The organism is Pseudomonas sp. G1002 (assembly GCF_013385455.1).
Taxonomy (GTDB): domain Bacteria; phylum Pseudomonadota; class Gammaproteobacteria; order Pseudomonadales; family Pseudomonadaceae; genus Aquipseudomonas.
The window spans coordinates 89,735-107,737 of record NZ_JACAPY010000001.1; the positions used below are offsets into that span (position 1 = coordinate 89,735).

Here is an 18,003-nt window from a genome sequence, read left to right on the forward strand (position 1 = left end):
GTGATGCCCATCGGTGAGCCATCTTTTAATCGTGGACGATGACCTCGAGGTCCTCGCCCTGCTGAAGAAATTCTTCCTGCAACATGGCTACACGGTCGAGACCGCCGCCAATGGCGCCGAGCTGTGGGCGGCCATGGAGCGTACACCTGCCGACCTGATCATCCTCGACCTGATGCTGCCGGGGGATAACGGCCTGTTGCTGTGCCAGCGCCTGCGCCAGCAATACGCAACACCGGTGATCATGCTGACCGCCATGGGCGAACTGAGTGATCGCGTGGTGGGCCTGGAAATGGGCGCCGATGATTACCTGAGCAAACCTTTCGATGCCCGTGAATTACTTGCCCGGGTGCGCGCCGTACTGCGTCGGGCGGGTGAAAACCGGCCGACGTTGGGCGACGTGTCGCGCCCGCTGATTCGTTTCGCCGGCTGGCAACTGGACCTGACGCGCCGTGAGTTGCGCTCGCCGGACCAGGTGATGATCCCGTTGTCGTCCGGGGAGTTCGACCTGCTGCTGGTGTTCGTCGAACACCCGCAGCGCGTGCTCACCCGCGAGCAATTGCTGAACCTGGCGCGGGGCCATAGCCACGACGCGTTCGACCGCAGCATCGACGTGCAGGTCAGCCGCCTGCGACGCAAGCTGGAGTTCGACACCAAGCGCCCGGCGATGATTCGTACGGTGCGCAACGGTGGTTACCAGTTCACCGTCGCGGTGACCCGCTCATGAGCCGCTTCAAACCTCGGGACACCGTGGCCCGCTGGATTGCCCTGACCATCCTGATTGCGATGCTCACAGCGCTGGCCTTCAATGCGCTGTTTGTGCAACTGGCTGGCGTTTGGGCCAGGCCGCCGTTGGGTGAAACCGGCCTGTTGGAGAAGGTCGCGGTGATCGTGCGGATGATCGAAGCGGCAGAGCCGTCCCAGCGCGCGCAACTGACTCGGGCAGTGGCCGATGACAGCTTCAAGGTGAGTTGGTCGGCCACCCGCACAGGCATTGATGTGCCGGTTCTGGAAGACCCGGGGTTTCACTCCGACCAGGTGTTCAAACAGCTGCTCAAGGGGCCGGAGCGGCGAATGGAAGCCTACGAACCGTCCGACTGGCCTGGCCCCGGCGGGCGCTATGCGCTGGTGGTGCAACTGGTGGATGAATCCTGGCTGATGTTCAGCGCGCCGTCGCGCAGCTGGGGCCTGGCGGAAGGCCCGCGAAGCCTGATCGTGCTGATGCTGGTACTGATTTCCACCGCGCTGGTCACGCTGATCGCCACCCGGCGCCTGGCCCGGCCGCTGCAGTATTTCGCCCAGGGTGTGCGACGTTTCGGCGCCGACTTTCGTGCGCCGCCTATCGAGCCGGTCGGCCCCCAGGAAATCCGCCAGGCGATTCTCGCGTTCAACGGCATGCAGGCGCAGTTGCAGCACTTCATCCAGGACCGCACCCAGATGCTCGCCGCGATTTCCCATGACCTGCGTGCGCCGCTGACCCGCCTGCGCCTGCGGGGGGAATTCATCGAAGATGCCGACCAGCAGCACCGCCTGTTCCGTGATGTCGACGAGATGCAGGCGATGATCAACACCGCGCTGGAATTCTTTCGCGACGATGCGCGCCTGGAACAGGCCACCCAACTGGACCTTGCGGAGTTGCTGCAAACGCTGATTGACGACTACCGCGATCAGTCCATCGACATCGGCTTCAATGGCCCGCCACGGCTGGTGTATTTCGGTCGTCCGCTGGGGCTCAAGCGAGTGATGACCAACCTGATGGACAATGCGATCCACTACGGGCGGGCGCCGGAAATCGAACTGCAACAGAGTCCGGGCGTGGTGACGATACGGGTACTGGACCGTGGCCCGGGCATCCCGCAGGAGCAGCATGAGCAGGTGTTCCTGCCGTTCTTTCGGCTGGAAGGCTCACGCAATAAAAGTACCGGCGGGGTCGGTTTGGGCCTTTCCACGGCACGGGCGATTGTCCTGGAACACGGTGGAACGCTGACGTTGGAGAATCGCCCGTGTGGCGGGTTGGCCGCCGTGGTGGTGTTGCCGGTTTAGGAAGGCTTAAACCCTCACGGCAAATTGCCTTTTCCCAGATCAGTCAGATTACCGCTATTCGACTGAAAAATTTGCTGGTTGGAGCTGCTACGCGAGGGCTCATCGTTTGGTTTGGGGGCCGGCTGAACAGGTTGGACGGGTTGAGTGGCTTGAGGCGAATGAGTGGGTTGATTGAAGGATTGGATATGGAAAGCGCTGCCAATGATTGGAAAGGACATAGATGTTGGCTCTCATTAGAAAGGACGTGAAGTGTGCGCATTCACCTCCCTTTGAGTGCGTCCTGATCAGTGGCCCTGGCCCGGTCCGGCGTTCCGGGCCTTTGGGTTTCCATATGCTTCGCCGTCTCGATGAGGCGCCGTTTCAAGCCGGCTTGGGCACCGTAAACCGAAATTCGCTGCCTCGCCCCAACTCACTCTCAGCCTCGATCCGCCCGCCGTGAGCCTGCACGATGCCTTGGGTGATGTACAAGCCCAGGCCGCTGCCGGTGGGATTGTTTTCGGTTTGCGTCCAGTAGCGATCAAACACGTGAGGCAACTGATCAGGGGCGATCCCTTCGCCGGAGTCACGCACCGAAAACACAATCTCTTCGCCATTGCTCAACGCACTGATGCCGATATTGCCCTGGCGCGGGGTGAACTTGATGGCGTTGCCGATCAGGTTCGACAGCACCTGGAACAACCGTTCCGGGTCGGCATGGATTTGCAGCCCGGGTTCGGCATTGAAGGACAGGTCGATGCCCTTTTCCATCGCCAGGGGCGCGAGCAGTGAATAGGCCTCCTCGAACATCTGGCTCACGTCCAGGGCCACCGGCTTGACGGTGTAGCGCCCGGCTTCGATCTTCGAGGTGTCGAGCAAATCTTCCAGCAGCACATTCATGCGCCCGGCGGCTTGTTGCATGGTATCGATGGCCGAGGAAATCCGTCGCGAGGTGTGTGGGCCATCGGAACTGAAGGCCTTTTGCATCATGCCGCAGAGCATCGAGATCACCGTCATCGGGTTGCGCAGGTCGTGGGAAACCACCGCCACCAGTTCATCCCGGGCGCGCACCGCCTGTTGTTCACGCAGCACCTGGCGGGCCAGGTCATTTTCCAGGGCCGAGCGGCGCAGGTCGTTGGCGGCGAAGCGGTCACCGTGGCTCCATTTGGTGGAAATGCCGGCCATCTCCACCTTCCAGATTTCAAACGAGGTGCGTGGGCGAAGGTGCAGGCCCGCGTCGGTGCTTTCCAGGTCCAGGGGTTTGTTCGGGTCGCCGCTCCAGTTGATGTTTTCCTTCACTTCGGGACGAAACCACAACACGCCGTTGTCCACCGGCTTGGGCAAGCTCATGGCCAGCACGCCACTGGCTACGTGCTGGTATTCAGCCGCCGGCGGGTAAACCGAGGCCAGGTTATGGCTGGCAAACACCGGCTGCCCGGTCTCTTGCAGCCACTTGTGCAGGGCGCGAATCTGCGCAGGTTCCGGGCAATTGCCGTAACGGTGCAGTTGCTTGTCTTCGATGATCGCCACACCGCCTGCGAGGGTCAGGTCCATCAGCAATTGCGGACGCTGCGCCAGGCCATCGAAGACGTTTGCGGGCGAGGCCTGCATGGCCTGGCTGAGCAAGGCCAGGGCCTCGACTTTTTCTTCGCGCTGGCGGCTTAGGTCCAGGGCCTCCATGGCGCTGATCTGCAACGACAGCACCTGGCCGATGGTCTGGCACGCGGTGCGCAAATCATTGGGCACCAGCAGCGGCTGGCGGTTGCCGCAACTGATCAGGCCCCAGAGTTTGTCGCCGGCCATCAGGGAGATGCTCATGGACGACAGCACCCCCATGTTTTTCATGTACTGGCAGTGAATCGGCGACACGCTGCGCAGGGTGGCGAAGCTCAGGTCCAGGGGCTGGCCGGTGTCCGGGCGCAGCCTGGGCACCAGCGGCACTGCCTCGTAATCGGCATTGGGGATGATCCGCAGCCAATTGGTGCGGTACAGCTCCCGGGCTTGTTCGGGGATGTCAGACGCCGGGAAGAACAGGCCGTTGAACAATTCCATCGACGGGGCGGACGCTTCGGCGATCACCTGGCCGTGGCCTTCCTCTTCGAAACGATAAATCAGCACCCGGTCGTAGCCGGTCATGGCCTGGATTTCGTTGACGCTGATTTCATACAAGGCTTGCAGGGTTTTCGCCGCCTGCAGGCGTTGCAGCATCTTGCCCAGGTTGCTGGTCCGACCATTGAGTGCCCGCGGCTGGAAGTCCTTGAGCCGTGGTTCGAACTCCAGCACCAGCACATCCTGATGGCGGTGCAGCAAGCCTTCGAACTCGGCGCCGTTGAGGGTCATGTGCAGCGGTGCAGCGTCGAAAAAGCTGTTTTGCGTGACCATGGCCCGGACGGCTTCGGCATGTTCAATGCCGATCAATGTGTGCAGCGGCTGGCCTAGCAAGGATTCCGGTGAGTGGTTGAACAGTTCGGCTACGTTGGCGCTCACCTGCACGATATGCAGTTCCGGCTCGGACAGGGTCAGCAGCGCACCGTGGGGCTGGATGGCCCCCGGGAAGCGGATGGGTTCGTCTGCACAGTTGGCAAGCAACTCTTCAAAATCTTCGGGTTTCATAGCAGTACCTCCTGGCTGTCGAGCCATTGCTCAAAGCAGCTGAATGTCGAGCGGGCCGCGTTCACGGCGCGCAGTTTGGCGTGCGCATCGAGGGGCACATGGCTCAGGTAGTCGAGAAAGTCTTTCCAGCGCCGACCGGTTTCGGCGCCGTACACGTTGAGAAACGCGCCGCCGTTGTCGGCATCCAGTCCCAGGCGCTGGGCCATTTCCCGGCGCAGGATCTGCCCGCCCAGGGTGGCACCTTCCAACACATACAGCGCGCCCAGGCAGGCGGCCGGCGTGTCGAGGAGCGGTAGCGACATGCAATGGGGAAGGGCGGCGATGGCTCGGGCGTCCAGGCCCAGGGCGTGAAGATCCGTCAGCAAGGTGGGAGTTTTGCGACGCAGCATCTGATCAAACCCCACGGGGATCAAGCCGCTGTCGTTCAGCGTCGTTTCCAGAGGGTTGTAGAACCCGTAATAGGCCTGGAGCAGGCGTTTATACCGAGTGTGATCGAGCTGCGGGGAGAAAAACGGCAAGCGCTTTTCCAGGGCGACGTGCAGTAAAGCGGTACCCGAGCGCAGGGCTTCAAGTACAGGGGGCGCACTAACGTCATGGGCCTGTGAATGCATTCAGTAAACTCGAACTGGGGGCCTGCTGGCCATGTAAGGTTGCTTAATAACTGACCGCAGGAGTCGCCGTGAAGTTCGCCTTGGCTGATATCGCGATGCTATCAGTGCATGGGCGAACCCTGCACCAGGGCCGACTGCACGCAGTCGATCAGGCGCTTGGTGGTCCACGGCTTGGGCAGGAACCGCACGGTGCTGCCCAACTGCGAGGCCATTGCGGTGTTGCCCGAGGTCAGCACCACCGGCAGCGTCGGCCAGCGATGGGCGACCACCTTGCTCAAGTCGTAGCCATTGAGCAGGCCGGGCATCTGGATATCGCTGACAATCAAGTCTACCGGATCACTGGCCCGTTCAAGAAAAATCATTCCTTCGTCTGCGGACGGGAACGAGGTCACCACCGCGCCGAAATCCTCCAGTACATCTACCATCAACGAGCGAATGATTTCGTCGTCTTCCAGCACCAATATCGATGGCTGAGCCATGATCCTTACTCCACCATCCGGGTTAAGTAAGGTGGAGTGGGGCGCCGTCGATTAGGTTCGATTGGATGTTTTTTTTGCGATGGGTGGTCATTTGGTTGTCTTTGAATTGCGTCAGAGCAGGGCGCTCCACTGGCGAAACCTGCTAGAAGCGTTCATCCAGCAGCGCCGGCAACGTCAGCTCCTTGACGAAACTGGCGCCGGACAGGCTCAAGACCATACGCACCACCTGCACCACGTCATGCACCGGAATCAATTGGCCCTCACCGCGCTGTTCGGCCTGGGTGCGTGAGGTGCTCAAGGAATCTTCGGTATTCAGATAGCCCAGGTTCAGGCAAGTGACACCCAGGCGTTGCTGGCGATAGCCTTCACGCAGCGCATCGGCGATGCCGCGCAAGGCGAATTTCGAGGCGCCGAACGCCACTTCGGGCCGGCCGCTCTGGGGCAGTCCCGAGGTCGAGCCTGTGAGGATGATGCGCGGCTGTGGGCTCTTCAATAACACCGGCAGCAGCCGCTTGATCAACAACAGCGGTGCGGTGATGTTGCAACTGACGATGGCTTCCAGTTGCGTGTCCTCGTCGGTGAGATAGCTGTACGCCGGATCAAACGCCCGCGCCTCCCAGATGCCCAGGTTATAGATCAGTGTGTCCAGCCCGCCTGCCTCCACCGCCTGCTCGATGACGTGCGCCGCTTGGCCAGGCACGCCAAGGTCTGCTTCCACCCAGCGCACCTCGGCGCCAGTGCTGCACATCAAGGGATCAGGGCGACTGCGGGACACCCCGATCAGCGTATCCCCAACCCCGCCCAGCCCTTCCATCAAGGCCCTGCCCAATCCTTTGCTTGCACCGACCACCATGGTTTTCATCGCTTGTCTCCTGAACCGCTGTGCCGAGAGGAGCGGGCATGCAAGCAGAGTGGTGGGGTGATATCAATTGAGTGGCTGTTTCCAGATGTTAATCTCAGGTGTTTCAACGATCCCGGGTTGCCTCATGCTCACTGTTATCCGACTTGCCGCCGCACCCGACGCAGTGTGTTTACCTGCAATAGAGCGCAGTGCGGCCCAGTCCTTTCGTGCGATCGAATCCTTGAGCTGGCTGGCCGATGCCGAGGTCATGAGTGTTGAACGTCATCTGCAGTTGATCGCGTTGGGTACGTGTTGGGTGGCGGTGGATACTGCTGGCCAGGTCCAGGGTTTTCTCAGTGCACAGATGTTTGATGACGACCTGCACATCCATGAACTGTCGGTGGCGCAGGTCATGCAGGGCCGTGGCGCAGGGCGGCAATTGCTTGAGGCCGTGATGAATGAGGCTCGCTCGCGCCGGTTGCGGGCAGTCACCTTGACCACATTTTGCGACGTGCCCTGGAACAGCCCGTTTTATCAGCGGCTGGGATTTGAGCAAGCACATTCGCTGGCGCCGGATCATCGTTTGGCAGAGGCTCTGCGCGAGGAGTATCGTCACGGTTTTGCGCCGGGCAGTCGCTGTGCCATGTCATGGCAAGTCCCCAGCTGAACCGGCACAACGGATGGAAAGTTACCCATGAAGTACGTCGTATTATTCAGCCTCGCCCTGATTGCCGGTCTCGTCAGCCTGCCGGCAGCGGCGGCGGGAGACGCCGAAGCCGGTGGAAAGTTATTCAGCAAAACCTGCGGCGGTTGCCATAGCGTCGGCGAAAATGCCCGGGGCGGTTTCGGGCCGCAGCTCAACGGCATCATTGGCCGCCCGGCCGGCACGACCACTGATTACCAGTATTCAGATGCGATGAAGAATTCAGGCGTGGTCTGGACGCGGGACAAGCTGGCCGCCTACATCGAGGCACCGAAAAAGGTCGTGAGCGGCACCCGGATGATTTTCTGGGGGATCAGCGACCAGGAGAAGATCGATAACCTGCTGGCGTACCTTGCGACGTTCCAGGCGCAGTAATTCACATTGATTGACGGCACGCGTCCCGATAATGCCTCGGGGCTTTTCCTGTCACTCGCTTGAAGGCATTGCTGAACGCGCTTTCAGACCCGTACCCCAACGACTGCGCTAACACGCCCACTGACAGATTCCCCTCGCGCAACGCTCGTTGCGCAAGGCGCATGCGCCACTCGGTCAGGTACGCCAACGGTGGTACCCCGGCAACGCTCTTGAAGTAGTGCGAAAAGGTGGTGCGCGACATCGCAGCCGCCGTAGCCAGGTCTTCCAGTGTCCAGGCACGCCCCGGCTCGCTGTGTATCAAGCGCAGCGCGGGGGCCAGGCGCTTGTCGCTGACCGTGCGCAGCCAGCCTTCGGGTAATACGCCCGAGGTCTCGACATAGGCCCGCAGGATCTGGATAAACATCAACTGCGCCAGTTGCGCCGACGCCAAGCTTGCCCCGAGCAAATTGGCTTGCCCCTCATGTGCCAACTGGCCGAGTAGCCATTGCACGATTGTCGCTTGCGGCGACGTGGCCCGCACGTGGATCAGGGGCGGCAGCGCGTTGGCCAGCAGGCCGCCACTCTCCGGGTCCAGTTGCACGTAGCCGCCGATTTGCACACAGCCCTGGCCGTCACCGATTTGCGGGAAGCGGCCGGCGTCAGCGAATAATTGCCGCGCTTCCAAAGGCGCGACCGACACATCGCCTGCAAGCACAAACGAGCGTTGCGCACACAGCAGGAACACATCGCCCGCCTCAATCAACACCGGCGCCAGTTCGCCATCCATCCACAACCAGCACTGCCCCTTCACCACCCCGAAAAACTTGATCTTGTCCGGCGCGGGAAAACGCAGGGCCCAGGCGCCGCCCGCGCTGAAGCCGCCGGTCATCACCGATTGGGCATTCACGAACGTGAGAATCTCGGAAAACGGGTCGCTGGGCATATTCGTACTTTTACGCATGTAAATGGGATAATCGAGTATTCAGAGTACGGCTTTCGAGGGGTAGCGTGTTAACCACACGTCCAATGGAGACTCTGTCATGCCCACAGTACAAAAACCGATCCACAGCGGCTATGGAGCAGCAACCACCGTCGCCGAAGTCATCCGGGGCGTCGATCTCTCGGGCAAGGTGGCGATTGTCACGGGCGGCTACTCCGGCATTGGCCTGGTCACCGCCCGTACCCTGGCTGCCGCGGGCGCCCGCGTGATCGTCCCGGCCCGTGACCTGGCCAAGGCACGCGCCGCACTCAAACCTTACCCACAGCTGCAACTTGAACCCCTGGACTTGATGGACGCCCAGTCCATCGAACAGTTTGCCGTGCGCTTTCTGGCGACAGGCTGCCCGCTGCACCTGCTGATCAATAACGCGGGCATCATGGCGCCGCCGCTGAGCCGCAATGCCCAGGGCTACGAATCTCAGTTCGCGACCAACCATCTCGGGCATTTCCTGCTTACCCAGCGCCTGTGGCCGGCCTTGCAGCGCGCCGAAGGTGCACGGGTGGTGACGCTGTCCTCACGGGGGCATGTGCACGGCGCCGTCGACTTTGACGACTGGAATTTCGAGCGCCAGGCCTACGATCCATGGAGGGCCTACGGTCAGTCCAAGACTGCCAATGCGCTGTTCGCCGTGCATCTGGATACGCTCGGTGCGGCGAGTGGGGTAAGGGCTTTTGCGGTGCATCCCGGTGGAATCATTACCGATCTGGTGCGGCACATGAAGCCTGAAGTCTTGCAGGCATCAGGCTATGTCGACGAGCACGGGAAACCGGTGATCGACCCTGAGCGGAACATGAAAACCCCGGAGCAAGGCGCGGCCACCAGTGTGTGGTGCGCGGTGAGTGGGCAGTTGGCGGGAATGGGCGGGGTCTATTGCGAGAACTGTGATGTGGCGGCGGCAGTGAGTGCGGAATCGGAAGAGCAGTTGGGTGTCAGGCCGTGGGCGGTGGATACCGGGTTGGCGCAGCGGCTGTGGATACTTAGCGAGCAGCTTGTCGCAGGGCGATAGGCCGCAGTGTGGGGTCAGCTCACTGACCCCATCGGCCCATCAAGAACCCTGCGGCGTTTCTCCGCGCGCCAAACGCGCATTGATATCGTCGATCACCGCCGGCAGTTCGACGATGGTGTCGATCAGGTAATGCGGCCGCGAGCCCTCGAATATCTGTGTAATGCGCGCACGCTCCAGCGCCAGCTCAGCAGCAGGCAGCGCCTTGTATTGCTCGTAGGTCAAACCCAGTGCGTTGCCGGAACAGGTCAACGCCACCGTCCACATGCCGGCGCTACGGCCTTCCAGGATCCCCGGCCAGGTGTCGTCGACCTTTACGCACGCGGCCACATCGCTGACCCCCAGGGCAATCACGTTGGCCAGTGCCTGCGCCGGATGCGGGCGCCCGTTGGGCACTTCGTCGGTCGCCACCACATGGTCGGCGACGTAGCCGTTCTGTCGCGCCAGCTCGACCACCTTGGCCATCACCACCGCCGGGTACCCGGAGCAGGAGCCAATCTTCAAGCCCTGCCCGCGCAAGGTGTTGATCGCCTCAAGGGCGCCGGGAATGACCGCCGAATGCAGCGCGATTTTCTCGATCTGCAACGGCATGAAGCGCTCATACAGTGCGGTGACATCCTCGTCAGTCGGCAAGCGATCAAATACCGCCCGATAACGCTCGGCAATCTGTGGCAGGTTGCACAAGGTGCGGATGTGATCCCACTTGCCCATGCCCATCGGGCCGCGGGCTTCCTCCAGGGAAACGGCGACGCCGAACTCACCGAACGCCTCGACAAAAATCTGCGTGGGGGCGAAGGAACCGAAGTCGACGACGGTGCCGGCCCAGTCCAGGACCACGGCTTGCAGCTTGGAAGGTTGTTGGTAGTGCATGGCAAGTCTCCATTTTCAGGTGTGAGCAGGCCGTCCCTCTCTCAAAGAAGAGGTAAGCGCCTGGTGAGGGTTTAAACGGTCAAGACGATCAGGTGGCCGGGATCGGGCTGGCCTCGAATAGCTCGGCGATCATCGGTCGGTTGCGGCGGATGCCCAGGCAACACAAGTGGTAGTCGATGAAAAACGGATGGTCGACGAAGGTGATCGGCGTGGTGCCCGGGGTTTCGGCGTATTCCACGGCAGACACAAAGCCGATGCCGATGCCCTTGGTGATCGCGTGCACAATGGCTTCGCGACTGTTCAGCTGCATCACGCAGTTCACGGCGATGCCCTGGCGCTTGCAGCTTTCTTCCACCAGTTGCCGGGTGCGTGAGCTTTTCTCGCGCATCACCCACTTTTCGCGGCTGATCTGTTCCACGTGCACCTCTTTCTGCCGGGCCCACGGGTGGTCATCGCGCACCACCGCAATAATCGGATAGCGCCGGTACAGCTGGGTATCGAAGCGCTGGTCGAACTCCGAAAGGGCCAGGATCGCCACGTCGATATCGAAGTTGAAGAGCCGGTCCAGGGTTTCCTTTTCCGGGGAAAACGAGGTTTCCAGTTCGATGTCCGGGTGGCGCTGCATCAGCTCGTAGGTCAGGTTCATCGCGATCGGCGGCGACACCGCGCCCAGGCGCAGCAGCCCGGTCTTGCGCTGCTTGAAACTCTGCAACAGTTGCATGGCTTCATCCTCCTGGCCGAACAGCCCCTGGGTGATCCCGTAAAGGGTGTGCCCGGCGGCACTCATCTCGATAAACCGCCCGCGACGGTGGAACAGCTCCACCGAGAACTGCTTCTCCAGCCCGTTGACCTGCTCGCTGACCGTCGGCTGGCCGACGCTCAGGTATTCGGCGGCGAGGGTGAAACTGCCGGTCTTCGCCACCGCATGAAACGAGCGCAGCCACTTGTGGTACTGGTACATAACGAGTCCTGTTCCTGAGGTCCGCCGGGCCGGTCATTAACGTCGGATAAACAACGCCACCGCTGCGCTGCACAGGCAGGCCGAGGTCACGACGATGAAGATCAGCGAGGTATTGCCGGTACTGTCGAGCATACTGCCGATCAGCGGTTCCGCCAGGCCGGCGAACAGATAGGATGAGAAATTCATCACGCCCGTGGCCGTACCCGCACGCTTGGCGCCGACCAGGTCTGGGCACAGCGCCCAGAAACTCGACGCCGGGCCATACACGAAGAACCCGCAGAGGAACAACGCTACCAGGCCGATTGCGCTGTGGGGCGGCAAACTCCACATCCACAGGCTGGTGGCGGCGCCGAGGAACATGTAGAGCATGATCGCCAGGTAGCGTTTGGAGCCGAACAGCTTGTCCGAGACCCAGCCGTTGCTCAGGGCGCCGATGGCCATGCCCACCGGCAGGGCCACGGTGATCCACTTGGGGTCGATCATGCTGTCGCCGCTTTTCCAGTTGGCCCCGAGGAAGTGCACCGGCACCCAGACGATCAGGCCGTAGCGGGCGGCGTTCTGGAAACCCAGGGAGATCGCGGCGATGATCAGCCGCGGATTTTTCAGCACCGCCTTGTAGCGCTGCGCCGAGGATTCGGCTTCGCCGTGGGCCACTTCATGATTCTTGTCTTCGGCATTCGCCACGCCGGTATCGGCCAGGGGCTCGAAGCCCATGTCTTGAGGCCGCTCGCGGGCCACCAGGTAGAAAATGATGCCGCCCGCCAACATCAACAGCACCGGCAGGCGGAAGATCCAGCGCCATTCCAGTTGGAACACTTCCAGCACCACGATGGAGGTGACGTACGACAGGACCGAGGCGCACCCAGCGGCGAACACATAAAAGCCATACACCTTGCCGCGCTCGCCGGCGCTCCACCAATTGGAAATCAACCGGCTGCCGGGTGCCCAGCCGAGGGCCTGGAAGTAACCGTTGATGCCCCACGGCAGGATCAGCCCGGCAAAGCCGCTGGCGAAACTGGTGACCCAGTTGGCCGCGCAGGACAGCACCGCGCCCAGGGTCATGATGCGGCGGCCGCCGAACTTGTCGGCGAGGTTGCCGTTGATCGCCTGGCCAATCGCGTAGGCCCAAAGCATCGCCGCGGAGGCCCAGCCGAGGGTTTCCTTGGTCAGGCCGAACTCGGCCTGGATCCCGGGGATGGCAAAGCCGAAGGTCTGGCGGCCGGTGTAGAAAAACAGATAACAAAACATCGCCGCCAGCAGCATGCGCCACTGGGCTACGCGAAACGATGAGGTACGGACGGCAGGAACAGGCAGCACGTGTGCACGATTCATGATGTTTTCCTTATTGTTATTCGCCCCGGCGACCGCAGCCGCTGGGGGGCACTCTTGATAGGTGCAACAGGAAACGACTGAATTACGGTGAGTCTAGGCCGCTTGCGCGCCGATGAAATTCTTGCCGCGTGCGCCTTGCAGGGCGAAGCGGATCATCGCCTCGGCCTCGGTGGCATTCACGCCGTAGTCGGCAAATTCGGTCTTCACGTCCAGGCTGTGGAGGAAGTCGCGCAGCTGCGCCTGGGCCTGCTGCAGGTCGGTGCCGAATACCCGTTGCAGAGTGCGGTCCCGCGCGGCGTCGTGCCCCCATGCCAGGCCCAGTACCAGCGGCAAAGTGAAGGAACAGGCGATGCCATGGGGCAGGCCGTGGTGCAGAGTCATCTCATAAGAGATGGAGTGGGCGAGGGCGGTCTTGGTGTTGGAAAAAGCCAGGCCGGCTTTCAGCGCCGCCAAGGCCATGCGCGAGCGCAATTCCTGGTTGCCGAGGTCACGCCGCAAGCGCGGCAGGCATTCCAGGATGTCTTCGATGGCGGAGATGGCGAAGGTGTCCGAGACCGGGTTGGCGTTGACGTTCCAGATCGATTCCAGCGCATGGGACAAGGCATCCAGCCCGGTGGACACCGTGACCCCGGCCGGCACCGTCAGCATCAACTGCGGGTCGATGATCGCCACTGTCGGCCAGGTGCAGTTCAGGTGCAGCGAATACTTCTTGAGGCTGGCGGAGTCCCAGATCGTCGCCCATGGCGTGACTTCGCTGCCGGTGCCGGCGGTGGTCGGTGCGGCAATCAACAGCTTGTGGCGGGCCGGCGCGAAAGGTTTACCGGTGGCCAGCAACGCCAGCAGCTCGTCGAAATCCCCGGAATCTGTGCCGACGATCAAGGCCTTTGCCGTATCAATTGCACTGCCACCGCCGACGGCGACCACCACCTGGCAGTCACCGGCCTGCAGCCAGAAACGCTCGTAGGTGTCGCGCAGTTGGGCCACGTCAGGGTTGGGCTGTACGTCTTCGATGACGTACACCAGGCGTTCGCCCAGCAGGGCCTGGATGCGGTCTACCAAACCGAGCCCGCGGGCTTCGGGAAAGGTCACGAGGGCGACGCTCTGGCCTTCGGTAAGAGCGGCGAGTTCTTGCAGGCAGCCCCAGCCGAAGCGGGTGTCTACCGGGTTGTGGAAGCGGGCAGTCATGGCGGGTTCCTGGTTTTTGTTATTGGAAGTGCCGCCATAGTCGGGGAGGGTGAGGTGGACCTCAAATCGATAGATTGTGGGGATGGATTGGCTGGGCCGATAGTACAGCCCGACCGTCAGGTGACTTCAGCGCACGTTCCGGAACAACATCAATCGCGCACTCTCATGCAGGCCACGGGTCAGCCCCTGCAACCGCTCAAACTCCTCGGGATACTGCTGAGCCACATTGTCCCTCGGCGTTTGCGACGCCAGGTCATGCAGGGTCGGCGAGCTGCCGTCGTGCTCCATTTGCAGCAGGAAGTCCTTGGTCACGCCGCCGATCAGCGGGAACGTGCCCTCGCGCAATACCAGCGGCACCACGCGCTCGCCTTCCGGCGCAGGTTGCTGGATATCCCGGCCCATCGCGCCATTGCGGAACGGTATGCCCGCCATGCCGGCCACGGTAGGCAGCAGGTCCGCCAGGCCGACGGCTTCTTCGATCACCCGGGGTTGCAGGCCGGGCGCGTGGATCATCATCGGCACGTTGTTGCTTTCCAGCCCAAGCTGCTCGAATGCCGGCGCCATGTGCGGAATCTGGCTGATTCGGGTGTTGTGGTCGCCGAAAAACACGAAGATGGTGTTGTCGTAGTAACCGCCAGCCTTGGCGATTTCCATCAGGCGGCCGATGTTGAAGTCCAGCAGGCGCACGGCGTTGTACTGCTCGACGCTGCGGCTGCCTGCGGCCTGGACTTGTTCCACGGTGAGGTCATGCACCTTGAAGCCATCGTTGGTCTTGGGGATGGTGAACGGGCGGTGATTGCCGGAGGTTTGCAGGTAGGCGAAGAACGGTTGGTCCTTGGGGATGGCCCGCAGCAGTTCGTCGCCTTCCTTGAACAGGTCCAGATCCGAAACGCCCCACACGTCCACCCGTGGCGAGCGCCAGTGGCTTTCGTCATACAGCTTCACGCCGTCGATGCTCTGGCGGATCAAGGCGTTGATATTCGCCCAGCCGGCATTGCCGCCGATCATGTAGAGCTTCTGGTAGTCCTCGAACGCATTGATCAAGGTGTGTTGCCGGGTGATCAGCGGGTTGCGGGTTGCCGTCTCCTGGCGGGTAACGTCGGGCACGCCGGTGATGCTCGCCCACACGGTTTTGGCGGTGCCGGTGACGGGCACGTAGAAGTGTTTGAAGAACCAGCTTTCCTTCGCCAGCTTGTCGAGGTTCGGCGTGGGGTTCAGCGGGTTGCCATAGGCGCCCACGGCGCTGGTGCCGAGGGACTCGAGCATCACGAAGATCACGTTCGGCGGGCGCTCGCCCTTGAGCCGATAAGGCTGCACGGCTTGTTCACGGGCGAAGTTCAACTGCTCGGGGTCGGGCTGGCTGACCCCCAGATAATTCGCGACTTGCGGGTAATGCTCTCGCACCCGCGCCTCATCGAATTGCGACTGGCCGACCTTGAGGGTGTCGTACAGAAACAGCACCGGGTTGAGGCCCACGGCGGCGATCTGGTTGTTGCCGGAAAAGAACGCGTCGCTCCAGCGCAGAGGCACCGGGTTTTCGATATTGAGGTTGGCGACGCGGCCGAGCAGGGCCAGCAATACCGCGATCACGCCGACGGTGGCCACGGATGCGATGGCCAACTTGCCAATGGGTTTGCGTTCGCCATCTAGGGTGATGCGTTCAAGGCGAACCAGGGCGTAGGTCCATAGGCCGACGGCGGCAAGCCAGCTCAAGGTTATCCACAGCACCGGGTAGGTTTCCCACACCATCTGTTGTGAAATCTGCGCGTCTTCCAGGTAACGCAGCACCGTGGCGTTGATGCGCACACCGAGGTAGGCGTAGTGGCCGAAGTCGATGATGTACACCAGCCCGACGATGGCCAGCGCCAGCAGCAGATAACCCCGTGCCAGCCAGCGCAGGGCGGGGACAGTCACCAGGTTCCAGCGTGGCAGCCAGGCGAGCAGTGCCAGGGGCAACAGGATCAGCACCGCCAGGCGCAGGTCGAAACGCAGGCCGATGCCCACGGTTTCCAGCAGTGCGGGCTCCCTCAGGCCGACCCCGGAAAATCCCCATACAAACACCAGCCGCAGTGCCGCCAGCAACGCAAATACCAAACCGATCGCGCCCACGCCGTAGCGCAGGCGGCGCGAGTGCAACCATCCCATCATTGACCTCTGTGCAATTTTAAAAGAGGGCGCCAGGCAGCCATCGCCAGCATCCACAACCCGGCCACCAGGCAGTAGCCCGTCAGCAGTGGGTCGATCAGATAGTCCCAGTAGTTTTCCGAGGCCTTGAGCCGCAGCGCGAACGCCAGGGTGCCCGCCGCGAGCATCCACACCGCCAGCGTATTACGCAGCCAGAGCATCAACAGTGCTGCCGCGCCTATCAGCACGATCATCGGCCGAGGGTTGAAACCCCAGCGGTAGGGGTCGAAATACGTAAGGCCCATCGTTGCCGGGTACAGCACCAGGCTCAGGATGCCAAACAGCAGCAGCACCTGGACCTTCAGCGGGCGCTGGAGCGGCTGCACCACACCCAACCGGCACAGGCTGACCCACGCCAGCAACACCAGGGTGCTGATGGCCAGGTCATCGGTGAAGCTGCGCACATACGCCGCCAACGGCAGTTCGTTGACCGGGATAAAACTCACCACCACCAACACCGGCAGCAGCCAGGGGCGCCAGGGTGTTGTGACGCGCAACAGGCTGAGCAGTACAAAACCCAACAGCACAAAACTCAAATGTGCTTGCCATACAGAAAGCATCACAGGCGCTCCGACAGCCAGGCTTCGTTGAAGCTGACATGTTTGATAAAGGTGTTATTCCACGAGTACACCAGGTGGTACATGCCGTCCGGGCTGCGGCTGAAGTACGGGTACTCGTATTCGAAATCGCAGCCACGGGGCTTGCACACCCGGTAGTCCAGGTTGCTGAGGAAGCGTTGCTCCAGGGGCAGGCGCAGGGCGCCGCTGGAGGCGCGGAAGCCTTCACCGATGATTTCCTTGTAGGCCTCGGGGGAGAACGGTTGGCCCAAGGGGTCGGGGGATTGGTCCAATTCCACCACGGTGCGCCACTGATTGAGCTTGGCATCGGTGCCGTACAGGCTGAGCTTGAAGCGGCCGTCCTGCAGGTCGTTGAGGGCCACGAGCAAACCGTCGCCTTCAGTGCTGACGGCTGCCAGCGAGGAGTTGGGATTGGACGGTTCCAATGGGTAAGGCTCGCTCCAGGTTTGGCCGGCGTCTTCGGTGCGGCTGGCGAGGACTCGGTGATGGGTTTCGCCGGCGTAACGCAGCATGGCGATGGCGCGTTGGCCGTCCTGCGGGACGATGGTCGGCTGCAGCGAGTTCTTCCCACGGCTGATACGGAATTTGTCGACCACCGCACCGTCGGGGCTCAAGTACAGGTACTCGGCGAATTTGCCCATGAACTCGTGGTACACCGGCAGGCCGATGGAACCGTCAGCGTGGAATACCGGTGCGGCGCGCACCAGCGTGCTGATATTGAAGAAAGGCGAGGTGATCAGTTGCCGAGGGGCCGACCAGTTCGTCCCGAGGTCATCCGAGACCATCACGTTGATCGCGCTGGTGGCCCAGCCGCCTACCGACACCGAAACGTAGAACATCCACAGGCGATTGTCCGGTGCCAGGGCGATCACCGGGTTGCCCAGCTTGCGGATGTAGCGGTGCGTGCCGTCGCGCGTGCTTTCGCGGGTGGCCAATACTTGCTCCGGGCCCCACTCGGCACTTTTCGCGTCAAAGCGCGCGGTGCGCACCTGCACATCGGCGGCGCCCTCGCGGGACCCGGCAAACCACACGGCCATCAGGTCGCCGCCGGGCAGGGCGGTGACCGAGGAGGAATGCACAAAGTCATTGAGCTGCGAGGAGACAAAGCGGCTGCTGTATTGCGGGGCGGCCTCTGTTGGCGAGCTGTCCTTGGGGCCTTGGGCAAACGGCGCCAATACGTGGGGCGGATGACTTTGCCAGGCAGCGAAAAACACCACCAGCAGACTGCAGATCATTAAAAGCGGGCGCATAGAGAACCTGTCGGGAAAAAGGA

General features: G+C 62.0%; 17 protein-coding genes. 5 read left to right on the plus strand and 12 right to left on the minus strand.

The features are described from left to right. Positions 1-13: 13 nt before the first annotated feature. Positions 14-724, plus strand: coding sequence for a response regulator (locus tag HX801_RS00395; RefSeq protein WP_023659139.1), 711 nt, complete (start codon positions 14-16; stop codon positions 722-724). Continuing rightward, the gene (locus tag HX801_RS00400) at positions 721-2,040 is read left to right on the plus strand and encodes an ATP-binding protein (RefSeq protein WP_177021387.1); all 1,320 of its coding nucleotides are present in this window, start codon (positions 721-723) and stop codon (positions 2,038-2,040) included. The genes HX801_RS00395 and HX801_RS00400 overlap by 4 nt, the downstream gene beginning before the upstream one ends. A gap of 360 nt (positions 2,041-2,400) precedes the next feature. Here the strand turns inward: HX801_RS00400 and HX801_RS00405 are convergent, their stop codons facing one another. The 4 genes from HX801_RS00405 to HX801_RS00420 form a co-directional block, all read right to left on the minus strand. Next, entirely contained in the window at positions 2,401-4,629 is a 2,229-nt protein-coding gene (locus HX801_RS00405; protein ID WP_008438474.1) for an ATP-binding protein, read from the minus strand. Further along, entirely contained in the window at positions 4,626-5,240 is a 615-nt protein-coding gene (locus tag HX801_RS00410; protein ID WP_003210363.1) for a biliverdin-producing heme oxygenase, read from the minus strand. The genes HX801_RS00405 and HX801_RS00410 overlap by 4 nt, the downstream gene beginning before the upstream one ends. A gap of 101 nt (positions 5,241-5,341) precedes the next feature. Further along, positions 5,342-5,719, minus strand: coding sequence for a response regulator (locus tag HX801_RS00415; protein ID WP_003210361.1), 378 nt, complete (start codon positions 5,717-5,719; stop codon positions 5,342-5,344). Positions 5,720-5,861: 142 nt separating this feature from the next. Continuing rightward, complete coding sequence (locus HX801_RS00420) at positions 5,862-6,581, minus strand: SDR family oxidoreductase (RefSeq protein ID WP_177021388.1); 720 nt, start codon at positions 6,579-6,581, stop codon at positions 5,862-5,864. Positions 6,582-6,666: 85 nt separating this feature from the next. Between HX801_RS00420 and HX801_RS00425 the strand changes: the two genes are divergently transcribed. Next, a complete protein-coding gene (locus tag HX801_RS00425) occupies positions 6,667-7,227 on the plus strand; it encodes a GNAT family N-acetyltransferase (protein WP_371316550.1) in 561 nt (186 codons plus the stop codon). Between the two features lie 27 nt (positions 7,228-7,254). Further along, a complete protein-coding gene (locus HX801_RS00430; protein WP_003210355.1) occupies positions 7,255-7,638 on the plus strand; it encodes a cytochrome c family protein in 384 nt (127 codons plus the stop codon). 1 nt (position 7,639) lies between these two features. Here the strand turns inward: HX801_RS00430 and HX801_RS00435 are convergent, their stop codons facing one another. Beyond that, positions 7,640-8,578, minus strand: coding sequence for an AraC family transcriptional regulator (locus HX801_RS00435; protein WP_023659137.1), 939 nt, complete (start codon positions 8,576-8,578; stop codon positions 7,640-7,642). A gap of 79 nt (positions 8,579-8,657) precedes the next feature. Here HX801_RS00435 and HX801_RS00440 point away from each other — a divergent pair, with 79 nt between their 5' ends. Beyond that, entirely contained in the window at positions 8,658-9,623 is a 966-nt protein-coding gene (locus HX801_RS00440) for an oxidoreductase (protein ID WP_177021389.1), read from the plus strand. A 39-nt stretch (positions 9,624-9,662) separates the two neighbouring features. Here the strand turns inward: HX801_RS00440 and phnX are convergent, their stop codons facing one another. The 7 genes from phnX to HX801_RS00475 form a co-directional block, all read right to left on the minus strand. Beyond that, on the minus strand, positions 9,663-10,490 hold the full coding sequence (gene phnX / locus HX801_RS00445) for a phosphonoacetaldehyde hydrolase (protein WP_177021390.1): 828 nt from the start codon (positions 10,488-10,490) through the stop codon (positions 9,663-9,665). Positions 10,491-10,578: 88 nt separating this feature from the next. Beyond that, complete coding sequence (locus HX801_RS00450; RefSeq protein WP_102368178.1) at positions 10,579-11,451, minus strand: LysR substrate-binding domain-containing protein; 873 nt, start codon at positions 11,449-11,451, stop codon at positions 10,579-10,581. 36 nt (positions 11,452-11,487) lie between these two features. Continuing rightward, the gene (locus HX801_RS00455; protein ID WP_177021391.1) at positions 11,488-12,783 is read right to left on the minus strand and encodes an MFS transporter; all 1,296 of its coding nucleotides are present in this window, start codon (positions 12,781-12,783) and stop codon (positions 11,488-11,490) included. 93 nt (positions 12,784-12,876) lie between these two features. After that, positions 12,877-13,968 (minus strand): iron-containing alcohol dehydrogenase PsrA, encoded by a 1,092-nt coding sequence (psrA, locus tag HX801_RS00460; protein WP_177021392.1) that lies wholly within the window; start codon positions 13,966-13,968, stop codon positions 12,877-12,879. A 126-nt stretch (positions 13,969-14,094) separates the two neighbouring features. Continuing rightward, a complete protein-coding gene (locus HX801_RS00465; protein WP_177008164.1) occupies positions 14,095-16,113 on the minus strand; it encodes an LTA synthase family protein in 2,019 nt (672 codons plus the stop codon). Next, positions 16,113-16,712, minus strand: coding sequence for a hypothetical protein (locus tag HX801_RS00470; protein WP_177021393.1), 600 nt, complete (start codon positions 16,710-16,712; stop codon positions 16,113-16,115). Before HX801_RS00470 ends, HX801_RS00465 begins: the two co-directional genes overlap by 1 nt. Then, entirely contained in the window at positions 16,712-17,980 is a 1,269-nt protein-coding gene (locus tag HX801_RS00475) for an exo-alpha-sialidase (protein ID WP_102606350.1), read from the minus strand. Before HX801_RS00475 ends, HX801_RS00470 begins: the two co-directional genes overlap by 1 nt. Positions 17,981-18,003 lie beyond the last annotated feature (23 nt).

What these genes read in the sequence shown, in the direction of transcription:
- HX801_RS00400 (WP_177021387.1), top strand. Translation starts at nt 721, where the DNA reads ATGAGCCGCTTCAAACCTCGGGACACCGTGGCCCGCTGGATTGCCCTG.
- HX801_RS00455 (WP_177021391.1), bottom strand. Translation starts at nt 12,783, where the DNA reads ATGAATCGTGCACACGTGCTGCCTGTTCCTGCCGTCCGTACCTCATCG.
- psrA (WP_177021392.1), bottom strand. Translation starts at nt 13,968, where the DNA reads ATGACTGCCCGCTTCCACAACCCGGTAGACACCCGCTTCGGCTGGGGC.
- HX801_RS00430 (WP_003210355.1), top strand. Translation starts at nt 7,255, where the DNA reads ATGAAGTACGTCGTATTATTCAGCCTCGCCCTGATTGCCGGTCTCGTC.
- HX801_RS00410 (WP_003210363.1), bottom strand. Translation starts at nt 5,240, where the DNA reads ATGCATTCACAGGCCCATGACGTTAGTGCGCCCCCTGTACTTGAAGCC.
- HX801_RS00465 (WP_177008164.1), bottom strand. Translation starts at nt 16,113, where the DNA reads ATGGGATGGTTGCACTCGCGCCGCCTGCGCTACGGCGTGGGCGCGATC.
- HX801_RS00415 (WP_003210361.1), bottom strand. Translation starts at nt 5,719, where the DNA reads ATGGCTCAGCCATCGATATTGGTGCTGGAAGACGACGAAATCATTCGC.
- HX801_RS00450 (WP_102368178.1), bottom strand. Translation starts at nt 11,451, where the DNA reads ATGTACCAGTACCACAAGTGGCTGCGCTCGTTTCATGCGGTGGCGAAG.
- HX801_RS00405 (WP_008438474.1), bottom strand. Translation starts at nt 4,629, where the DNA reads ATGAAACCCGAAGATTTTGAAGAGTTGCTTGCCAACTGTGCAGACGAA.
- HX801_RS00435 (WP_023659137.1), bottom strand. Translation starts at nt 8,578, where the DNA reads ATGCGTAAAAGTACGAATATGCCCAGCGACCCGTTTTCCGAGATTCTC.
- phnX (WP_177021390.1), bottom strand. Translation starts at nt 10,490, where the DNA reads ATGCACTACCAACAACCTTCCAAGCTGCAAGCCGTGGTCCTGGACTGG.
- HX801_RS00425 (WP_371316550.1), top strand. Translation starts at nt 6,667, where the DNA reads ATGTTAATCTCAGGTGTTTCAACGATCCCGGGTTGCCTCATGCTCACT.
- HX801_RS00475 (WP_102606350.1), bottom strand. Translation starts at nt 17,980, where the DNA reads ATGCGCCCGCTTTTAATGATCTGCAGTCTGCTGGTGGTGTTTTTCGCT.
- HX801_RS00470 (WP_177021393.1), bottom strand. Translation starts at nt 16,712, where the DNA reads ATGCTTTCTGTATGGCAAGCACATTTGAGTTTTGTGCTGTTGGGTTTT.
- HX801_RS00420 (WP_177021388.1), bottom strand. Translation starts at nt 6,581, where the DNA reads ATGAAAACCATGGTGGTCGGTGCAAGCAAAGGATTGGGCAGGGCCTTG.
- HX801_RS00440 (WP_177021389.1), top strand. Translation starts at nt 8,658, where the DNA reads ATGCCCACAGTACAAAAACCGATCCACAGCGGCTATGGAGCAGCAACC.